General features: G+C 36.7%; 17 protein-coding genes and 1 pseudogene. 8 read left to right on the top strand and 10 right to left on the bottom strand.

Annotated elements, in window-relative coordinates:
- Positions 1–211: 211 nt before the first annotated feature.
- The gene (mukF, locus tag ABW51_RS00085; protein WP_053465030.1) at positions 212–1546 is read right to left on the bottom strand and encodes a chromosome partition protein MukF; all 1335 of its coding nucleotides are present in this window, start codon (positions 1544–1546) and stop codon (positions 212–214) included.
- Between the two features lie 149 nt (positions 1547–1695).
- Between mukF and ttcA the strand changes: the two genes are divergently transcribed.
- From ttcA to ABW51_RS00060, 5 genes and pseudogenes are all read left to right on the top strand, one after another.
- Entirely contained in the window at positions 1696–2628 is a 933-nt protein-coding gene (gene ttcA, locus ABW51_RS00080) for a tRNA 2-thiocytidine(32) synthetase TtcA (protein WP_053465029.1), read from the top strand.
- Position 2629: 1 nt separating this feature from the next.
- Entirely contained in the window at positions 2630–2959 is a 330-nt protein-coding gene (locus tag ABW51_RS00075; RefSeq protein WP_053465028.1) for a TusE/DsrC/DsvC family sulfur relay protein, read from the top strand.
- A 119-nt stretch (positions 2960–3078) separates the two neighbouring features.
- On the top strand, positions 3079–3288 hold the full coding sequence (locus ABW51_RS00070) for a TOBE domain-containing protein (protein ID WP_005631673.1): 210 nt from the start codon (positions 3079–3081) through the stop codon (positions 3286–3288).
- Positions 3289–3450: 162 nt separating this feature from the next.
- A pseudogene (locus tag ABW51_RS00065) lies at positions 3451–5881 on the top strand (TonB-dependent receptor plug domain-containing protein).
- Between the two features lie 103 nt (positions 5882–5984).
- On the top strand, positions 5985–8765 hold the full coding sequence (locus tag ABW51_RS00060) for a M16 family metallopeptidase (protein WP_053465027.1): 2781 nt from the start codon (positions 5985–5987) through the stop codon (positions 8763–8765).
- 122 nt (positions 8766–8887) lie between these two features.
- Here the strand turns inward: ABW51_RS00060 and thrS are convergent, their stop codons facing one another.
- Positions 8888–10819 carry a threonine--tRNA ligase gene (gene thrS, locus ABW51_RS00055; protein WP_053465026.1) on the bottom strand — a complete coding sequence of 644 codons (1932 nt, stop codon included), beginning with the start codon at positions 10817–10819 and terminating at the stop codon, positions 8888–8890.
- A 284-nt stretch (positions 10820–11103) separates the two neighbouring features.
- Here thrS and ABW51_RS00050 point away from each other — a divergent pair, with 284 nt between their 5' ends.
- A complete protein-coding gene (locus ABW51_RS00050) occupies positions 11104–11688 on the top strand; it encodes an FMN-dependent NADH-azoreductase (RefSeq protein WP_053465025.1) in 585 nt (194 codons plus the stop codon).
- 75 nt (positions 11689–11763) lie between these two features.
- Here the strand turns inward: ABW51_RS00050 and topA are convergent, their stop codons facing one another.
- Positions 11764–14370, bottom strand: a complete 2607-nt coding sequence (topA, locus tag ABW51_RS00045; RefSeq protein WP_053465024.1) for a type I DNA topoisomerase — start codon at positions 14368–14370, stop codon at positions 11764–11766.
- 95 nt (positions 14371–14465) lie between these two features.
- Between topA and ABW51_RS00040 the strand changes: the two genes are divergently transcribed.
- Complete coding sequence (locus ABW51_RS00040; protein WP_053465023.1) at positions 14466–15383, top strand: LysR family transcriptional regulator; 918 nt, start codon at positions 14466–14468, stop codon at positions 15381–15383.
- Positions 15384–15443: 60 nt separating this feature from the next.
- Here the strand turns inward: ABW51_RS00040 and pntB are convergent, their stop codons facing one another.
- Together pntB and pntA are read right to left on the bottom strand one after the other, a co-directional pair.
- On the bottom strand, positions 15444–16868 hold the full coding sequence (gene pntB / locus ABW51_RS00035; protein ID WP_053465022.1) for a Re/Si-specific NAD(P)(+) transhydrogenase subunit beta: 1425 nt from the start codon (positions 16866–16868) through the stop codon (positions 15444–15446).
- A gap of 10 nt (positions 16869–16878) precedes the next feature.
- A complete protein-coding gene (gene pntA, locus ABW51_RS00030; protein WP_053465021.1) occupies positions 16879–18417 on the bottom strand; it encodes a Re/Si-specific NAD(P)(+) transhydrogenase subunit alpha in 1539 nt (512 codons plus the stop codon).
- Between the two features lie 376 nt (positions 18418–18793).
- Here pntA and ABW51_RS00025 point away from each other — a divergent pair, with 376 nt between their 5' ends.
- Entirely contained in the window at positions 18794–18907 is a 114-nt protein-coding gene (locus ABW51_RS00025; protein ID WP_053465020.1) for a hypothetical protein, read from the top strand.
- Between the two features lie 104 nt (positions 18908–19011).
- Here the strand turns inward: ABW51_RS00025 and ABW51_RS00020 are convergent, their stop codons facing one another.
- The 5 genes from ABW51_RS00020 to ABW51_RS00005 form a co-directional block, all read right to left on the bottom strand.
- Positions 19012–19446, bottom strand: a complete 435-nt coding sequence (locus ABW51_RS00020) for a hypothetical protein (RefSeq protein WP_053465019.1) — start codon at positions 19444–19446, stop codon at positions 19012–19014.
- An 83-nt stretch (positions 19447–19529) separates the two neighbouring features.
- Positions 19530–19952 (bottom strand): hypothetical protein, encoded by a 423-nt coding sequence (locus tag ABW51_RS00015; protein ID WP_053465018.1) that lies wholly within the window; start codon positions 19950–19952, stop codon positions 19530–19532.
- 18 nt (positions 19953–19970) lie between these two features.
- Complete coding sequence (locus ABW51_RS10455) at positions 19971–20096, bottom strand: hypothetical protein (protein WP_269432135.1); 126 nt, start codon at positions 20094–20096, stop codon at positions 19971–19973.
- Positions 20097–20241: 145 nt separating this feature from the next.
- Positions 20242–20544, bottom strand: a complete 303-nt coding sequence (locus ABW51_RS00010) for a hypothetical protein (RefSeq protein WP_053465017.1) — start codon at positions 20542–20544, stop codon at positions 20242–20244.
- Between the two features lie 6 nt (positions 20545–20550).
- The coding region (locus ABW51_RS00005) for a polymorphic toxin type 50 domain-containing protein (protein ID WP_197271838.1) at positions 20551–21971 on the bottom strand (1421 nt) is incomplete at its 5' end.

Raw genomic sequence — 21971 nt, 5'->3', positions numbered from 1 at the left:
ATTATTGCCAAATCTCCCCTAGCCCCTCTTTGCTAAAGAGGGGGATATTCTTTAACAAATCAATTTTTGCTGATTCCTTCAGCATTTTCTAACACAATGAAATAATCTCAATATCGATTATTTCATTATTATTCCCCTATTTAGCAAAGAGGGATTGGAGAGATCTAACAGAAGTAATTCCGTCGAAATTAGCTTTTAAATTATCTTAAAATCAATACTTATCAATCACATGCGCTTGCACTTCTGCGCCACGTTGATTAATTGCTTGCCAATCTGGATAAATACCCGATAAATCATCATTTGCCATACCAAGGCGTACGGCTTGATCAACAATGATTCGAGCCACATCAAAATGACGAGAAAGTGGATAATTTTCCAGTTGTTCTTTTAACACTAAACTCAAATCAATCGGACGGTTATTTTCACGATAAGCAATCAGTAAGCCTTGCATATGCTCTACAATTTGATCGTGTAAATCAGAAAGGGATTCGTATTGCAATTCTTCTGGTAATTCACCTAACGCATCATCTTCACGCAACACCATTTCTTCATCGCGTAGATCAACTAAACGCTCGGCTTGCGCTGTCCATAAGAACCAAGGATGCTCAAAATAATGATGAATAGAATTACGTAAACGTTGTGAGAACACACGATTTTTATCCATATCAATGGCAGTACGAATAAATTTATGCACATGGCGGTCGTAACCAATCCATAAGTCTATGGCTTGTTGTCCCCAACTAATAATTCGGTCAAGTTTAGATTGTAAATCGGTAATTAATTGATCAATAAAATACAAATCATCTCGCCCGATCACACAATCTTGAATACGCAATAATTGCGCCTGAAGTTTATCCCCTGCTGCATTTAGCGTATCTTGCAATTCGCGCAAATTCCCTGATGTTTCATCTAATAAACGTTCACAGCTTGAAATTGCCGCTTGCCAATCTTTAGTAAGAAGCTCTGCAATTTCATCTTTAATGCTTTGCTGGTTTTCATCCATAATGCGTTGTGAAAGATCGATGCTATCAAAAATCTCTGCAACGGAATATTTTAATGGCGCAAACACATTACGACGCCAATAATGTTCACTTTCATTATTCTCCACGCCTTCTTCTGCAGAGTCAGAAGCACGTTGAATTTCATCTGCCACAATGGAAAGTTGCACTGAAAGACGCAATGCCGAAAATTCACGCTGACGAATGTAATAATCAGACACGCCAACACCTAATGGCGTTAAACGATAAATCGCCAAGCCTTCAGTAAATTCGCTACTAAAACGATTTAACAAACGTTGTTTCACTAATTCATTAATTGCATTATTCGCTCGTGTTGCAATAGCATCCGTGGATTGCTCAAAAGCATTCATCGTGTGGCGGAAAATATCCACAAGATCAGCTTCTAACATTTCGCCGTCTAAACGTTCATTGTTATAAATTGCAATCGCCAGCAGGAAAACCAAGCGTTCGGTAGGTAAATTCAAAGAAAACTCGCGATCTTTTGCCCAAGAGACGAGTTCAGGAATAGTTTGGGATGTTTCAATCATTGAATTGCAAAGCGTTAAAATTGAACAAAAAATTGGAAAGATTATACAGGATTTTTTACGGATCTTAAAAATCTTCTTTTGAATTGACCGCACTTTTCCTATTTTTCACGTATAATGTGCGCCTTTCATGAATAACTAAAGATAACAGAATGACCCAGTTAGACCAACAAGAAAAAAAACAAACCTATAATTTCAATAAATTACAAAAACGTCTTCGCCGTAATGTAGGCAACGCCATTGCAGATTTTGGAATGATCGAAGATGGCGATAAAGTCATGGTATGTTTATCCGGAGGCAAAGACAGTTATACGCTTCTCGATATTTTGTTGAATTTACAGCAAAATGCACCGATTAAATTTGATATTGTGGCAGTAAACCTCGATCAAAAACAACCAGGGTTTCCAGAGCATGTATTGCCTGAATATTTAGAAAGTATTGGCGTAGATTACAAAATTGTACAAGAAAATACTTACGGCATTGTGAAAGAAAAAATTCCAGAGGGAAAAACAACTTGTTCGCTCTGCTCTCGCCTACGCCGTGGAATTTTATATCGCACTGCCACAGAACTTGGTGCAACCAAAATCGCTTTAGGACACCACCGAGACGATATGTTAGCGACACTATTTTTAAATATGTTTTATGGCGGCAAAATGAAATCGATGCCACCTAAATTAATTTCTGACGATGGCAAACAAATTGTGATTCGTCCGCTTGCTTATTGCAAAGAAAAAGACATTGAGAAATATGCCATCGCGAAGGAATTTCCGATTATTCCTTGTAACCTATGTGGCTCACAACCAAATCTTCAACGCCAAGTTGTAAAAGAAATGCTTAATACTTGGGATCGCCAATATCCTGGACGTTTAGAAACCATGTTCAGCGCAATGCAAAACATTACATTGTCACATATGTGTGATCCAAAATTATTTAATTTCAAAGGAATCAAACATGGGCAAGTAATTGATGGCATTGAAGGAGATACCGCATTTGATGAAGAACAAATCACGCCAATGCAATTTGAAAACGAAGATCAAACCGATTTTTCAAACAACGAAATGATTAACTTTAAAGAAGTAAATTAATATGTTGAATATCAATGGAATGGAAGTTGAAACTGACAAAGACGGTTATTTGCTCCATAGCCAACAATGGAACGAAGATGTCGCTCGCTCTATTGCGCAGTTAGAAAGTATCGAATTAACAGATGCACATTGGGAAGTGATTTATTTTGTGCGAGACTTTTATCAAGAATATAACACTTCCCCTGCCATTCGTATGTTGGTAAAAGCCATGGCTGAAAAACTGGGAGCAGACAAAGGCAACAGCCGTTATTTGCAGCGTTTATTTCCTGAAGGCCCGGCAAAACAAGCCACAAAATTAGCAGGCTTGCCGAAACCTGCAAAATGCCTATAAAAGTGCGGTCAATTTTCCAAAAATTTTTAAACACTTGTGTTTTTTACTTATGACTTGTCTTTTTTAAGATAAGGAATAAAATACAGGCTCTTCTAAACCCTAACTAACAAGGAAATGTTATGAAAATTAGTGCAAGAAACCAACTAAAAGGTAAAGTTGTTTCAATCGAAAACGGTTCAGTAAATGCAATCGTTCACATTGATATCGGTGGTGGTAACGTGCTTTCTTCTACTGTATCTTTAGCAGCAGTTAAAGAATTAAACTTAGAAGTTGGTAAAGAAGCATACGCAATCATCAAAGCAACTTCTGTAATGGTTGGCGTAGAATAATTTCTTCCATAAAACAGAATTGAATATAACCGCACTTTTAAAAGTGCGGTTTTTTTATTTCTTTGATACCTCTTTTAAGTCGAATTCCCCTTGCATTTATAAATTTTAAAAATATAATGATAATCATTCTTATTTATATCTTTTATTTTAGGGAACTATACTATGTATCAAAAAAAGCCATTAATGTTGTTATTCTGCACAACATTTGTTAGTCCATTTGTTATGGGGAAAACTATTGAAACAACCAACAACCAACAACCAACAACCAACAACCAACAAAAATATATTGCCCGAAATTGTTGTGTATGGCGACAATAATAAATCACTTTCTTCCGTTAAAACACTCTCTTCTGACGAGATAAGTAAAACGCCTACATCAAACGGTAATATCACTGATTATCTTCGTTCTAATCCCCATATTCGTTATGAAAATAGCGACCAAGATGGTTTTCAACGTGGAGAAATCAAGCCTGAAAATATTTCAATTAACGGTGCCGATCCAAATCAAACTGCTTATTTTGTTGATAATGTCAATATAAATAATGAACTTACTGCTGATAGCGATATTTTTGATGGTTCTATGCAAGTTGTACCCGGAATTAGTCACACTCAAGCTTATTTCTTTGATGCGACTATGCTTTCTAAAGTGGAGGTACAAGATAGTAATATTTCTGCTAGCTTAGGGGGATTTATGGGGGGTGCCGTTATCGCCAAAACAAAACAATATAGCGGCACTGATAGCATAAAACTTAAATATCGCACGACAAATTCCTCTTGGGCAAAAATGGAAGCTGGAGACTCAGTACAAAAAATACTTAAACAAGTAAGACCAGATCTTGTCGGAGTGGCAGAGCTACAACCTAAATATGATAAACAAACATTCAATATTTTGGCTGAAAAAAGGCTAAATGATAATTTAGGAATGGTTTTTGGCTATAGCCGTAGAACATCATCTATTGAACAAAATCGTTTAATTGGCTTTGATCAAAATGCCAATAATAAAGCACAGTTAGACAAACAAAATCATCAACGACTTTCCGATAATCTTTTATTAAATTTCAATTGGACACCGCAAGAAAAAGAACGTATTGAACTCGGTTTACGTTATTCAAATTATAAAGAATTGAAATATTTCCAGGAAAATATAAATAACAACGTAAGCGATTATCATCAAGCATTGGGGACAACACTAGCTTGGGTGCATTCATTTGACTCTGGCATTTGGACAAATACCTTAGCATACGATCGTTTTAAGGATAAGCGTAAATCATCCTCGAATAATGTTGAAACAACATCTGTGTCAGATGAAGATGGTGAGCAACTTTATAATTTTGAAAAAGGCGGACATGGCAATAGCCGTTTAACCCAAGATAATTTACATTTTTCAACTGAATATGTCATGGATCCTTTTTATTTAGCTTCTACGGAGCATTCTGTTTCTATTGGTGGAATTTATCAGGCAACTAAATATCAATTCTATCGTCCACAAGATGTTCATTCAAAAATAATATTATCTACTTTACAAAATGATGGGACTATAGATCCTTTCCCTTTTCCAGAAAGTACAACATCAAAAGGTCGTGTTAAAACCAACTATCAAAATATCGCTATTTATGCTGAAGATTTGATTAAATGGCGTAAATTTGAATTTCGACCGGGCATTCGTATTGAACGTAATGACTATTTAAAAAACAATAATCTTGCCCCGCGTTTTGTTGCACGTTACCGACCTTGGGATAATACAGGATTTACATTGGGTTTAAATCGTTATTATGGTCGTTCTTTTGCTTCGTTAAAATTAGCGAATGGTATTTTAAAGCTTAATAATGATCCAACACGTCAGCATCAGAATTTTTCATCCCTAAAAAGCCCTTATGCAGATGAATTAAGCTTAAGTTTTGATCAGAATATGGGTAATTTGGCACTGAAACTCGGTTATATTCATCGTGATAATAAAAATCGTATCATATTGAAACGAGAGCCTATAATGGGTAAAAGAAAAACTAGTTATATCAATGGGCGTCCGTTTGGTGTTGATATTTATACTTTCCAACTTAACAATATAGAACCTTGGAAATTAGGTAAAACTTATTGGACTACGTCACTTGGTTTTGATTGGTTAAATACAAAACGAGCTGATGGCGAAGAATTTGATCTAAATAAACTTGTTTCTTTAGATGGTAAATTAATGACTTATCGTGAAATGTTACGACAAGTTAATAGTAACACTGAAGATTGGATTGCTCGTTTAGGTATTGATATGACGATACCAGATTACGATATTACTTGGTCAAATAAAGTGTATATGAAAGCACCAATTCGTCGTTATGATCCAATTAATGAAAATAATGATGACGATAATGCTCCTCCACGCTATCGTAGCTATCATTATGGCAGACATACACAATGGGATAGCAGCATTCGTTGGCAACCAACCATTAGAGGTAAGCATAGCGTTTATATACAAGTAGATATTTTAAATGTACTTAATAAAACACGTAAAAATAAAGTCGCTACTATTTCTACTAGCGATGAATATGGTGTCTATACGCCTGGGCGTGAATTTTGGCTAGAAGTTGGCTATCAATTCTAATTATATTCAATGTATAGGGCTTGTGGGCTTTTGAAACATCCACCAGCCCTACTCTACGCTTATTTTTACTTAGCGTAGAGTTTTCTTTTTTCTAGGTAAAATAATGAAAAAAACAACCGCACTTTTTTTACTTATCTTTTCACTAATTGCTTGTCAATCATTGGAACTATCGACCAATAATAATTTACCTTTTGATCCAAATATTCAGCACGGTAAACTATCAAATGGTCTGCAATATTTTGTATTAAAAAATACTGAACCCAAAGAACGCGTTTATATTCGATTAGTGATCAATGCTGGATCTATGCATGAAGATGACGATCAGAAAGGCATTGCTCATTTAGTTGAACATATGGCATTTAATGGCTCAAAGAAATATCCAGAGAATCAAATTATTAATGCGTTAGAAAAACTTGGAATGAAATTTGCACGAGATATTAATGCTTTCACCGATTTTGAAAATACTGTCTATACTTTAAATTTAGATAGCAACAATCAGCAAAAATTAGAATTGGCGTTTGATGTCATCAATGAATGGATGAATAATATTACTTTTTTGCCTAAAGATGTGGATGGCGAACGTGGCGTAGTACAAGAAGAATGGCGGAGACGTTTAAGCCCTATGCTACGTATTGGCAATAAGAAAAGTGCTATTGAAATGGCGGGTTCTCGTTATGTGTTGCGTGATCCTATTGGAGATATGGATATTATTAAAACAATTTCAGCTAAACGCGTCGCTGATTTTTACCACAAATGGTATCGACCAGATAATATGTCAGTCATTATTGTAGGCGATATTGATACAAAACAAGTAGTAAAACTATTAAAACAAAACCTATCTCAAGAAAACCCAATTACTAAAACAACATTGGAAAAAATTGATTTTAATATTCCTCTTATCAACAAATGGCGATTAGATTCTATTTCTGAACAAGGCACAACAATTCCGAGTATTGAATTAAGTTTTTTTGAAAATACAATTGAAACCAATACATTAGCGAGTTATAAGCAGGAATTAATTCAGCAAATTACCACTCGATTGCTTAACTTACGTTTACAGCAATGGGAAAAGGAAACAGAAAATGGCGTAGATTCTGCAAATTTTTATCGCACTCATTTAGGTAAAGAAACACTACAAAGCATTTTTTCTCTCCAGCTTATAGATACACAATATTCAAAAACGATAGATAAATTATTTGCCTTTATTGCCAGTATAAAACAACAAGGTTTTACTCAAAATGAATTAAGCGGCGAGATTAAACGCTTAACTCAACTCAATGAAAAACAATTAAATATTCGTTCTGGTAGCTTAAAAATTGCCGATGATCTCATTACTTCTGTGGCAAATAAGCAAGTGGTATTGAGCGTAAATGATCGTTATGAACTCAATAAACATTTTTTATCTCAAATTACATTAGCTGATTTACAACGCACGTTAAATCAAACCTTAGCATTAAAAGCAAAATTATTATTAATCATTCAACCTTTGCCACAAAAAGCCTTGCCTTTTGATGTAGTAGAAATAGAAACTCGTTGGAACAATGCAATGGAAATGCAACAACACCAATGGGATGAAAAAAAACAAATCGAAAAATTACCGCACTTAACATTTAACACAGGCTCACTTTCTCAAGAAAAATACTGGGATCGCGGCGATATTTATGAATTTCGTTTAAGTAATGGAAGTAAATTGATCTATCACTATAGTGACAAAACTCCAAATCAAGTACATTTTCGTGCTGTTACTCAAGGTGGTTTACGTTCTATCCCAGATAAGGACTATCACTTATTGCGTGCAGCCGTTAGTGTAGTTGATGAAACAGGTGTTGGAGAACTTTCTCTTTCTGCGGTTAATCAAATTTTTTCGCGCGATCCATTGGTGATTGCAACTGTAATTGATGATGATAAACAAGGTTTTACTGGTGTATCTAAACCTAAAGATTTGGAAAATTTACTGACATTGTTCCGCTTAAAATTACGTTCTTCTCCTATATCCGATCTTGCCTTAGAAAAATATCGACGTGAAATCCGCGATTATTTCAAACAGATTGATTTAGAAACACAATTTATGCAAGCCGTTTCAAAACTGCGTTTTCCAAATATTGAAACTGTCTATACTCAAAAACAAGCACAGCAATTAGCATTTGATAAAAACCAATTAAGTAACGCTTATCAACATTATATTTTAGATAAAACAGATTTTACCTATTTTATTATTGGTGATATTGAACTTAATCAAGTAAAGAAATTGGCAGAACATTATTTAGCTTCTGTTAAATCGAAAACTCAGATACGCCATCTTGTCCCAACTATTATTCATACACCAACTCAATCATTTATGATGAATGGCTTGAAAGAACCGAGAGCTGATGTAGAAATATACCTTACCGCAGATAATACTTGGCGAGCGGAACAAAAATACTTATTCAATATTCTTGCTGATATTGTGCAAGAAAAATTACGCTTAATTCTACGTGAAAAAGTTTCAGGGATTTATTCTGTAAATAGTTGGTTTATGCAAGATGTTCATACACCACAAATTGAGGGAAAAATTGAATTTAGTTGCGATCCTAAGCGAGTAGAAGAACTTACGCATCTCACAAATCAGGTGCTAGATGATATTGTAAAAAATGGCATTGATGAAAACTTATTACGTAAAAAACTAGCGGAACAACATACTCAGATTCGACGTGAATTTGATTCTTTAGTTTCAATTGCTTCGATTATTGAAGAAAGTTACTGGCAACAAGATAATCCAGATGCTATTTACACCTATCAACATTTAGATCAGTTAGCGACAAAAGCCACAATAGATGCGTTGGCGCAAAAAGCCCTAAAAAAATCAGGCAGATTTGTCAGTATATTAAAAGCAACTACTTATTAGAAAATAAATGAAATCTCAATAGATCTGAAACAGATAAAAATAACGGCAATCGCTTAAACGATCACCGTTAAATTGAAATTACTGTTTAAACAGTAAATTATATTGGTTATTTTCGAGAAGTATTACTCTTCATTCAATAACTTTAATTCACGATTTCTTACTTGATTTTTCAAGATTTCCGCAAATTCTTCCACAGTAAATGTGCCTAAATCAGCACCTTTACGGGTACGTACAGCAACTTTGCCTTCTGCGATTTCTTTATCACCGCAAACAAGCATATAAGGTACTCGACGTAAAGTATGTTCACGAATTTTGAAGCCCACTTTTTCGTTACGTAAATCAATTTTCACGCGTAAACCTACATCAGAAAGCTGTTTCGCAACTTTTTGTACATAGTCAGCTTGGCTATCAGTGATATTCATTACAACCGCTTGGGTTGGTGCTAACCATGCTGGGAAGAAACCTGCATATTCTTCAGTAATGATACCAATGAAACGCTCAATAGAACCTAAAATCGCACGGTGAATCATGACAGGGGTTTTACGGCTATTATCTTCTGCCACGTAAGTTGCATCTAAACGACCTGGTAATGCGAAGTCTAATTGAACGGTACCACATTGCCATTCACGGCCAATGCTATCACGTAATGCAAATTCAATTTTCGGACCATAGAATGCGCCTTCACCTTCTTGAATTTCATATTCCAAGCCATTATGTGCTAATGCAGCCGCAAGACCTGCTTCCGCACGATCCCACATTTCATCTGAACCGATACGATTTTCCGGGCGAGTAGAAAGTTTTACTGCGATATTAGTGAAACCAAAGGTGCTATAAATATCGTACACCATTTTGATACAGCTAGTTACTTCACTCTCAATTTGATCTTCAGTACAGAAAATGTGTGCATCATCTTGAGTAAAGCCACGCACACGCATTAAACCGTGTAAAGAACCTGATGGCTCATTACGATGGCAAGAACCAAATTCCGCCATACGGATTGGTAAATCGCGGTAAGATTTTAAACCTTGATTAAAAATTTGAACGTGTCCTGGACAGTTCATCGGTTTAATTGCATATTCACGGTTTTCAGATTGAGTTGTGAACATTAAATCTGCGTAATTTTGCCAGTGACCTGTTTTTTCCCACAACACGCGATCCATCATAAACGGACCTTTTACTTCTTGATAATCGTATTGTTTTAATTTAGTACGCACGAACGTTTCAAGTTCACGGAAAATTGTCCATCCATCATTGTGCCAGAACACCATACCTGGCGCTTCTTCTTGCATATGATATAAATCTAATGCTTTGCCAATTTTACGGTGGTCACGTTTTGCCGCTTCTTCTAAGCGTGTTAAGTATTCAGCAAGTTGTTTTTTATCCGCCCAAGCCGTACCATAAATACGTTGTAACATTTTATTTTTACTGTCACCACGCCAGTACGCACCAGCAACTTTTTGTAATTTGAAATGCTGACAGAAACGCATATTTGGCACGTGTGGGCCACGGCACATATCAATATATTCTAAATGATGATATAACGCAGGCGTTGCAGTACGTTCAATGTTTTCATCTAAAATTGCCATTTTATATGGCTCGCCGCGTTTTTCAAAGGTATCACGCGCTTCTTGCCAAGTAACACGTTTTTTCACGACGTCATAATTGGTTTTTGCCAATTCCAACATACGTTTTTCAATGGCATCTAAATCTTCTTGCGTTAAAGAGCGGTCTAAATCGATGTCATAGTAGAAACCATTTTCAATGGTTGGACCGATTGCCATTTTTACATCTGGGAATAATTGTTTAATAGCGTGCCCGAGCAAGTGAGCGCAAGAATGGCGGATAATCTCTAAACCGTCTTCATCTTTTGCAGTAATAATTTCTAACGTTGCATCTTGGTCGATAACATCGCATGCATCACGACGCTCACCATTTACACGACCTGCGATCGTGGCCTTAGCAAGACCTGCGCCAATATCTTGTGCGACTTCAAGAACAGAAACAGGATGATCGAATTGACGTTGGGAACCGTCAGGTAAAGTAATAATTGGCATTGTTTTTTCCTTATACAGTGGTCACCCATACGAAAGGTAACGTGTTCGTTTAAAATTCTATAAAAATTAACCGCACTTTTGCCCTACTTGGCTTCATTCCTACCATTGAACGAGTGAAATTAGGCAAAAAATGCGTGGCAAATTCTATCACTTTCTTAAGGTATTGTTAAATAAATGCCCATATTTTACAGAAAGGAAATAATGTTTTTCTGGTTAGGGGCTTTATATCCTAAAAATAGAGGCTAGAATAACCGCACTTTTAAATACCCAGTTAAGGAATAAAAATGAGCAACGTATTAGTATTAAAATCTAGCATTTCAGGAAATAACGCCCAGACCAATCAATTAGCCGATTATGTTATCGAAAAATTACAAAGTAATAACATTGTCGTACGCGATCTAGCCCAACAACCGCTTCCATATTTTGATGCTACAGCAGCAACGGCTGTACGTGGTGAACCTAAAAACGATGAAGAAAAACAACTTCTTGCACTTTCCGATGAATTAGTCTCCGAATTAAAAAATGCAGAGACTCTGGTTATTGGTGCACCAATGTATAATCTTGGCATCCCAACACAATTAAAAACTTATTTTGATTTTATCGCACGTCCACGCATTACTTTCCAATATACGGCAAACGGCCCTGAAGGGTTATTAAAAGGTAAAAAAGCGATTGTGTTATGTGCATTTGGTGGATTGTATGATGAAGAAAATCTAGTGACACAGTATATGAAAGCTATTTTGGGCTTTATTGGTATCACAGATGTGCAATTTGTTTATGCGCAAGGCATTGGATTAGGTGCTGAAGCCATTGAAAAAGCACAATCATCTGCGAAAAATAAAATTAATGAACTTATCGCAAGCCTTTAATTCTCAGATAATCTAAAAAATATAAGAAAATGTATTACAAACAAAAAAGTGCGGTAATTTACCGCACTTTTCTTCTTATTTCTTTCGTTCAACCCATTTTCCATTGATGAAATCAACCATCCATTTCGTTGCTTTTCCATCTTTTTCAGAAGTCACATATTGTTTCTTCTCTTTACGACTAAAACGAACAATCGCTTCATTCCCTTCTGGGTCTTTTTGTGGTGCATCGGCTAAATAAGCTAATTTTTCAGGTAAACGCTCGCGATATTGCACTAATTCTGCGATTTTAACTGGACGTGTTTCACGGGATTTCGGGAAGTTATGCGCTGACATAAATACACCACTCGCACCATCACGCAATACAAAATATGCATCAGATTTTTCGCATTTTAACTCAGGGAAATGTACTGGCTCTTCTTTCGGCGGTGCGACTTCGCCATTTTTCAAAATTTTGCGCGTGTTATCGCAATTTGTACATCCCATATACTTGCCAAAACGACCAAGTTTTAAATGCATATCCGCACCGCATTTATCACACTCAACAACAGGTCCATCATAACCTTTAATTTTGAATGAACCTTCTTCAATTAAATATCCATCACAATTTGGATTATTACCGCAAATATGGATTTTACGATGGGCATCGATTACATAGCTATCCATTGCCGTTCCACATTTTGTACAACGTTTACGATCCATTAATGCTTTGGTTTCTGAAGATTCATCTAAAACATTCAATAATTCTGCTTCAGGAATTAAATTAATCGTTGTTTTGCACCGCTCTTTTGGCGGCAATGCATAACCTGTACATCCTAAAAATACCCCCGTACTCGCCGTACGAATGGCCATTTTTCTACCACAGGTTGGGCATTTAATATCGGTTTCCACAAGGCTATTTGGGCGCATACCGCCTTCAAGTTCATCCAATTCAGCTTTAGAAAGCTGGCTAGAAAAATCCTTGAAGAATTGATTCAATTCAGTTTTCCAATTCACTGAACCAGAGGCAATTTTATCTAAAGTATCTTCCATATTCGCGGTGAAATCGTAATTCATTAATTCACCAAAAGACTCATTGAGGCGATCAGTCACAATTTCGCCCATTTTTTCTGCATAGAAACGACGATTTTCAGTACGAACATAACCACGTTCTTGAATGGTAGAAATAATTGCCGCATAAGTGGAAGGTCGGCCAATACCACGTTTTTCCAATTCTTTTACTAAAGCCGCTTCAGTAAAACGAGCGGGTGGTTTAGTAAAGTGTTGAGTGGGTTGCACTTCTTTTAAAGCAAGTTTTTCTGAAACAGCAACTGAAGGTAATTCTTGATCTTCAGGATTTTTGCCTATCTGTGGCAATACTTTTGTCCAACCATCAAAACGTAAAATTCGGCCTTTTGCTTTCAAGGTATAATCGCCAGCTGATACGGTCAATGTACTGCTATCATATTGAGCAGGTGGCATTTGACATGCTAAGAATTGACGCCAAATTAAATCATAAAGACGTACTGCGTCTTTTTCCATTCCCTCTAAGGATTCAGGCAATGCTCGAATGTCAGATGGACGAATAGCCTCATGCGCCTCTTGCGCATTTTCTTTACTAGAATAAAAATTTGGTTTTTCTGGTAAATATTGTTCACCAAAATGATTTTCAATATAGCTACGCGCCATATTCAGCGCATCTTGACTCAAATTGGTTGAATCTGTACGCATATAAGTAATGTAGCCCGCTTCATATAAACGTTGGGCTAACATCATTGTCTTCTTAACACCAAATCCCAAGCGAGTACTAGCCGTTTGTTGAAGCGTTGACGTAATAAATGGTGCACGAGGGCGAGAACTTGTTGGCTTAGTTTCCAAATCTGTGACAACGTAATCTGAAACATTCAGAAAATCTACCGCACTTTGTGCTTCTTTTTGATTTTTTGGATCAAATTTCTTGCCTTTATAATCCGTTACGTCCAAACGTATAGCTTGTTTATTTTGATTATTCGTAAGGACGGCAACTTCCCAATATTCTTCAGGCTGGAAGGCTTTAATTTCACGCTCGCGTTCTACTAATAATTTAACTGCAACAGATTGAACTCGACCCGCAGAAAGCCCGCGCGCGACTTTTTTCCAAAGTAGCGGAGATACCATAAAGCCGACTACTCTATCTAAAAAGCGACGAGTTTGTTGTGCATTAACGCGATCCATATTTAATTGTTCAGGCTTTTCAAAAGCCTGTTTAATGGCATTTTTAGTGATTTCGTTAAACACTACACGGCTAAATCGCTCATCATCGCCACCAATCACCTCGCGTAAATGCCATGCAATCGCTTCCCCTTCTCTATCCAAGTCGGTTGCGAGATAAATATGATCTGCTTTTTTAGCAAGCGATTTTAATTCGGAAACCACTTTTTCTTTACCAGGCAAAATCTGATAATTTGCTTTCCAATCGTGATAAGGATCAATCCCCATACGTTTAACTAAGGCGTTACGTTCCTTCTCAGCCTTAATTTTTGCTTTTTCTTCGGCATCCATACCTTTGGTTGAAATTGGTTTAGCTTTTTCACCTGTACTAGAACCAACCGTCGGCAAATCACGAATATGTCCAACACTAGATTTCACCACATATTGGCTACCTAAATATTTATTGATGGTCTTTGCTTTTGCCGGCGACTCCACAATCACCAAGGATTTACTCATTTGATTACCTAATATCACTAGAATTTTGTAAAATTGGGGGTATAGTGCAAAGTTATGTAGGCAAAATCAAGCATTTTTTCAAAAAAGGTCTATAAATGGATAAACTCAACGCGATTTCTATTTTCTGCAAAGTCATTGAAACCCAAAGTTTTACATTGGCAGCAAAGCAACAAAATATTTCTGTGGCAATGGCTAGCAAATTAGTTTCACAGTTAGAAGAACATTTAAAAACACGCCTGTTACAACGTACCACTAGAAAAATTATGCCTACTGAAGCAGGGATGATGTATTACCAACGCTGCCAAGAAATTTTGCTTGATTTAGATGAGGCTGATTCTAGCATCACTCACCTTACCAGTTCATTACAAGGAAATTTACTTATTTCTGTTCCTCGTGATTTCGGTTTGCTTTTCATCGTACCGAATTTACCGCTATTTATTGCCGAACATCCTAATCTACATGTTGAAATTGAGTTTAATGACAAAAAAATTGACCTTGTGGCAGAAGGCTATGATCTTGCATTACGTATCGGCCATATGGCGGACAGTTCTCTTGTATCACGCAAAATCAGCACAAATACGCTACACTTTGTGGCATCACCAAGCTATCTTGAAGCGAATGGTATTCCACAAACACCTGATGATTTAGAACATCACAATGGCTTACTTTATAAAAATGTAATGAATCAAGTGAATTGGGTTGGCTCACGCATAAATCAAACACAACGTTTCAAAATCCAATCAAAGGTTGTGAGCAATAGTGGTTTAGCCTTATTAGAAATGGCAAAAGCAGGACTAGGTATTGTGAATTTACCGAGATTTATTATTGGTCAATCTCTCGAAAAAGGTGAACTGATTGAAATATTACCAGAATATAAACAACAAAAATTAGAAATTCATGTGGTCTATCCGAATAGAAGACATTTACCAATAAAAGTGCGGGCATTTATTGAATTTTTATCTGGCTTAGGCTTGTGTTCAGAAATTTTGGAAAATCCTAAAGATAGTCACTAAACGCCATAAAAAAATACCGCACTTAGGCAACCCTAAGTGCGGTTATTTTTAGATGTATTTTTATAATGCTTTTAAGATATCTTCAACACGATCTTTTGCATCACCAAAGAGCATTTGCGTATTCTCTTTGAAGAATAGTGGGTTTTGTACACCTGCATAACCCACGGCCATAGAACGTTTGAACACAATCACATTTTGTGCTTTCCATACTTCTAACACAGGCATTCCCGCGATTGGGCTATTTGGATCTTCCATCGCAGCTGGATTTACCGTATCGTTCGCACCGATAACCAATACCACATCAGTATCAGCGAAATCGTCGTTGATTTCATCCATTTCAAGTACCACATCGTAAGGCACTTTCGCTTCAGCTAAAAGCACATTCATATGCCCCGGTAAACGTCCTGCAACCGGGTGAATACCAAAACGAACGTTCACACCACGTTCACGCAATTTTGCCGTAATATCAGCGACTGGATATTGTGCTTGTGCAACAGCCATACCATATCCCGGAGTGATAATCACAGAACTTGCATTTTTCAACAATTCAGCCACTTCTTCTGCCGTAGTTTCACGGTGTTCGCCTTGTTCTTCGCTTGAAGAAACTTGAACATCATTACCAAAACCACCCGCAATTACGCTCACAAATGAACGGTTCATTGCTTTACACATGATGTAAGAAAGAATTGCACCAGAAGAACCAACAAGCGCACCTGTAACGATTAGCAAGTCATTATTCAACATAAAACCCGCTGCAGCCGCGGCCCAACCAGAATAAGAGTTAAGCATTGATACCACAACTGGCATATCTGCCCCACCGATTGATGCCACTAAGTGCCATCCAAATGCAAGCGCAATCGCTGTCATTAATAACACAGGAAAAATGCTTTCTGGATTATTTAAGAATGCAACCATCAATAATGCAGATACCACAAGTGCGGCTAAATTTAATTTATGGCGATGTGGCAACATTAATGCTTTTGAATTAATTTTTCCGCTTAATTTACCAAATGCAACAACAGAACCAGTGAAAGTTACTGCACCGATAAAAATACCTAAAAATACTTCAACATTATGAATATTCGTTAATACTGCTTGTTCTGCTGCGAATGCCGCTTGTGCTGCTGCATCTAATCCTTCAGGCATTAATGCCTCATGGTGTAAACCATAGCTATTAAAGCCTACGAGTACAGCCGCTAAACCGACGAAACTGTGAAGAATCGCCACAAGTTCTGGCATTTCAGTCATTTCTACTTTTAATGCACGTTGAACACCGATTGCACCACCGATGATCATTGCAATAATAATCCAAAATGTTCCTTCAGAATGAGGCCCAAAAATTGTTGCGATAAGGGCAATTGTCATACCAACAATACCGAACCAACAACCCGCTTTAGCAGTTTCATGTTTAGAAAGTCCTGCCAAGCTCATAATGAAAAGTAATGCTGCTAAAATATACGCAGCCTGTACTAAACCTTCAGACATTGTGCGCTCCTTAACCTTTTCTAAACATTGCTAACATACGTTGTGTGACACGGAAACCACCAAAAATATTGATGCTTGCCACCAAAATCGCCACAAAAGCTAAGGCATCGATAAATAGGTTGCCTGTTGGCTGACGAATTTGTAATAACGCCCCTACAATAATAATGCCTGAAATTGCATTTGTTACTGCCATTAATGGTGTATGAAGTGCATGGCTAACATTCCAAACCACGTAATAACCCACCACGCAAGCTAAAACAAATACAGTGAAATGTGATAAAAATGCAGCGGGTGCAACAGAAGCTAACCAAAGGAATAACACACCTACACCTGCCATCACACCGTATTTCACACGAGGATCTGTTGGTTTAGATTCTTTTTTCTCTGCCACTGGTGCAGCTTTGGTTTCTTGTTTTGGTTGTGCAGACACTTGGATTTGTGCTGGTGGAATTTCTTCCCCATCACGAACAACAGTCACACCTCGAAGAACCACATCTTCAAAATCAATATTGATATTGCCATCTTTCTCTTTGCACAAAAGTTTTAATAAATTGACTAAGTTTGTGCCGTACAGTTGAGAAGATTGTGTTGGTAAACGGCTTGGGAAATCTGTATAACCAATCACTTTTACTTGGTTTTCAGTTGTAACAACTTTCCCTGCTTGCGTATATTCACAGTTACCGCCAGTTGCAGCCGCTAAATCCACAATCACCGAACCTGGTTTCATTGAATCCACCATTTCTTTGGTGATTAAACGAGGCGCTGGTTTACCCGGAATGGCTGCCGTAGTAATAATAATATCGACTTCTTTAGCTTGTTCTGTATAAAGCTCCATCGCACGACGGTTAAATTCTTCCGACATCACTTTCGCATAACCATCTCCACTACCGCCTTCTTCTTTAAAATCAATTTCTAAGAAGCTTGCACCCATACTTTGAACTTGCTCTTTCACTTCAGGACGAGAGTCAAAAGCACGAACAATCGCCCCAAGGCTATTTGCTGCACCAATTGCCGCCAAACCAGCCACACCTGCACCAATCACCAACACTTTTGCTGGTGGAACTTTACCTGCAGCAGTAATTTGACCAGTAAAGAAGCTACCGAATTCATGCGCAGCTTCAATAACAGCGCGATAACCAGAAATATTCGCCATAGAAGAAAGCGCATCCAATGCTTGCGCACGAGAAATACGAGGCACTGCATCCATGGCTAACACATTAATTTTCTTCGCGGTGAGTTTTTTCATTAACTCAGGATTTTGCATACGCCAAATAAAGCTCACAAGCGTTGCCCCTTCCTTCATTTGAGCGATTTCTTCATCTGTCGGTGCATTTACTTTGAAGATAATATCCGATTGCCAAATTTCAGCCGACGTACCGATCTTCGCGCCAGCCTCTAAAAATGCTTGATCTTCAAAACTAGCTTTAAAACCTGCATCGTGTTCCACGATCACGTCAAAGCCCAATTTCAATATTTGCTGAACCGTTTTCGGCGTTGCCGCCACACGGTTCTCATTCTCAAGCAGCTCTCTAGGTACACCAATTAACATACTGTTTCCCTCTGATTGATGATTGGGTTGATGAGATTAATGAACAAACCTTCGCCTATTCATCGTTAAAATGACAAAAAGTCAAACGGATACAACTGTATCATTGATTGAATGAAAATAGGTAACGTTTTTAAGTGGTTTTACAAGATATTGTGATAGGGATCACGAAAAATCCCACATAAAAAAACATCTCAAAAAATTACTGCACTCCAGCGGAATAGTTACCCAACACTTCTTCATTAAAACGACTCTAATTTACCACTTTGACTTAGTGCAAGCTCTGTTGTGATATCTGTTTTAATCTCAGCAATTTCTTCTTGTACCATTTTGCCTGTACGTTTTAATTGCTCCGCGTCATCTTTAATTATGATATTTTGTGTACGGCAAAGGCGAAGTCAATAGCCATCGCCGTTTAAGTGTGTTACTCACTCGTGATATTTTGGTGGAAAAAGTAGAGCTAGCTTACGATAAGTTAAATGTAAAATTATAAGGTTTGCTTAACATAAGCATCATTGAAAATACAAAAGTGCGGTCAATTTTTAAGGAGTTTTAAAATCTCTCCAAAATTAACCGCACTTTTCATGCAAAGATTAGCTATCTTGCTGTTTCTTCCTTCGCTTTTATTCGCTCTTCCCAAATCTCTCTAGGAATCCCATATTCCTTTATCTCATTTTCTTCAAGATCACTAACGCCTCGAAGATAGAGCATTGGCCAACTATCTTCATCTGGAACATATGCAAATTTAATATTAAATTCCATATTATCAAATAGGGAAAACTTATATTGAGTCCATTCTTGAGATAAGGTTGCTCTCAATTGCTTCATTAAATTTATAATTTCACCTTCAATTTCATCAGGTCTTTGACCTAATGGAAAGTAATGAATATCACCATTCGCAACAACCCATTCAGCTCCACCAGAATAATGTTCAGGATAAATAGAACCAATAAAATCAATCCTTACAGCTTCGTCAGGCATTATTGACCACAATAACTCCCCAATTTTCTGGTAAATTTCTTGTTCTTTCATTTTTGATTTCCTGTATAAGGATTTTTGCGATTATTTAAAACTTATTATTAATAAAATAAATTATTTAAATAGATACCACCTTATTATAAAGATAAATTTATATACTGAGAGTCAAGTAAATTAAAATATATACACTCCGTTATATTCATCTTATCAGAAATGGTACTAACACCTAACTCCTCAATAATAACACCCATATCATCAGAATCATATTTTATATTTAAATCAGATAAAATTTTTTCAAGTTCATCCTTTCTCTTACCTAAAAAATCAATATCTAGGATAGATACAAAACTAGGTCTAAAAATTTCAATTTCTTGCAAGAGGTTATATTCATCATAAAAACAATGAACACCCAACTTATTGAAATTATCTGCAGTATTCGATGAAAATTGACTTTTTCTAAACTCTACATAATTAGAAGCTAAAACAGTTCTTACATGCTCTCTTGATTGTTTATAAAAAAGACACTTTTCTTCTTTTTCTTTTGATAAAAAAAATTTCATATTTATTTCCCCTTGCCTTTATGTACCTAAATCAAGATTTTGCGTGGCATGAAGTTGTGTTTTCCCTTTGCCCTCATTGATAAGATTGACGGTATTTAACGCAATGTTTTCTGCCGCAACCGTGAGACTGCCATTCTCGCCCACGATGGCGCACGTTTCTTAACGCGTGCCCAAAACATCAATTTCGTTTAATTCAGATTTATACTATTTTCATTAACAACTTCATTTTGTTTATTTTTAGATAGACACAAGCACGCATCAGGAAACACGTGCTATCTAGGGACCTATATTATTCATACTTTTCATAGCGCTTATATACACATATATAATTATCAAAAGGTAGATATTTAGGATAATCAATCCTAACTAAATTCTCATCAATAGTATAATCTTCACCGAAATTAGAAATAATATCTGTACCTATTTCATAGATCTCTTCATTCCAATAGTTAGAGATATCTCCATCAATAACAACATAAATACTTATACAATTTTCATTGATTCTTACATAAACACCTCTAACCTCTTTGGTAATTTTGCCTATCAAGGCATTTTGGGTAACAATTCTTAATCTTATAATTTCATTATTCATAGACTATTATTCCTTTGGTTTAGCTGGAACTATATGATATCCATTTTTACTATAGTGAATAATTCCCATAGTTGTTGGAGTTTGATTTCCTGTAACAGGATCAATATAAATACCGATATTTTTATTGAAGTTCACCCTTTCTTTAGAGCCTGGAAGCCCAATTTCAATTTTTCCCACTTGCTGTCCAGTTCCTACATAACCTTTTAAAGAATCTAAACTTACAGTGATAAGGCTTTTCTGTTGTCCATTAGCAAGAGAAACTTTATACTCATTCGTATTTTCTAAGTGCTTATTTTGCTTAGATATCTCAATTTCTAAGTTATTTAAATTAACTTTTGTGGTGTTATACCCCTTAGTCCCCCCAATAATCGGCAATTTCTCATTTGCATTGGATCCTTTAGGCAATCCCTTAATTGCTCGCCCCCAGCCTTGGAATTCACCTAACCAGCCTAGATCAATACCATTGCTTATCCAATTATATTCCTGTTCAGGTGATGTATTTTTGGATTTTGCAACATCAATAGCAAATGCTTCCTTCTGAATTGTAAGTGAATCTTTTCCAGCTAAAGCTTCATTTGTTCGAGCATAATCATTACTGAACACATTTTTGTATTGGCGCTTATCTTGAGTATACCCCACAGGTTGATATTTATCTGTAGAGGCATTGTAACTACGTCTTGCCTTTTCAGCATCTTGGATTGAGGCCTGACAAGCACTTGAATTTTTCCCAAATTTTGGACAGTTATCTTCAATTTCTTTCTGAGTACGAATATCTTTAGCAACAAGACTGTCCAACTCTTCTTGATATTTTGCTTTTTTCTCAGGATCATTTTCTCTCTGAATTAGCATCAATAGATCCGCTTTTCTCGCAGCTTCATTAGCCGTGAGATAATTATTCTCCACAGCATTATTCGCCACCGTTGTCCCTATCGATGATTCACTCAAAATTTTGACCGCACTTGAACCTTGACCAGCAGCGGCTAAACCACCTGCCACACCAGCAAGTGCTTTTGCCATTTCTTTCACTTGACTACGTTCAATTTCAGTCAGTTCAGCTTTTTTGTTATAAAGATGCTCTGTTAAGTATTTCGCACCTAATTCACCTGCTGCAGTCGAAATTGCACCAGTTGATGCTTTTCCGCCCATCAACTCCGCTTCTACCGCCCCCCATAAAATATGCGTTGGAATATTTAATGCTGGATAATCTTCCGTCGCCTTTTTGATTAATTGGTTTACATAAGGTGAGGCCGCTGCCGTCGCGATACTTTGACTTGAGCCTCCACTTAACGCAATTAAACCGGCGTGAGTAATGGCATCAACCGCACGCTTGGTGCTACCACCTGTTCCCCAATTTTCGGCTTGCGCTTCAGCTTGAAGAATATCTTTTTTAAGTTGATTAACTACTTCTTGATTACCTTGTTGTTCAG

This window comes from Haemophilus sp. C1, from assembly GCF_001276515.1.
GTDB lineage: Bacteria > Pseudomonadota > Gammaproteobacteria > Enterobacterales > Pasteurellaceae > Haemophilus.
This window is presented reverse-complemented; position numbering and strand designations above follow the sequence as displayed.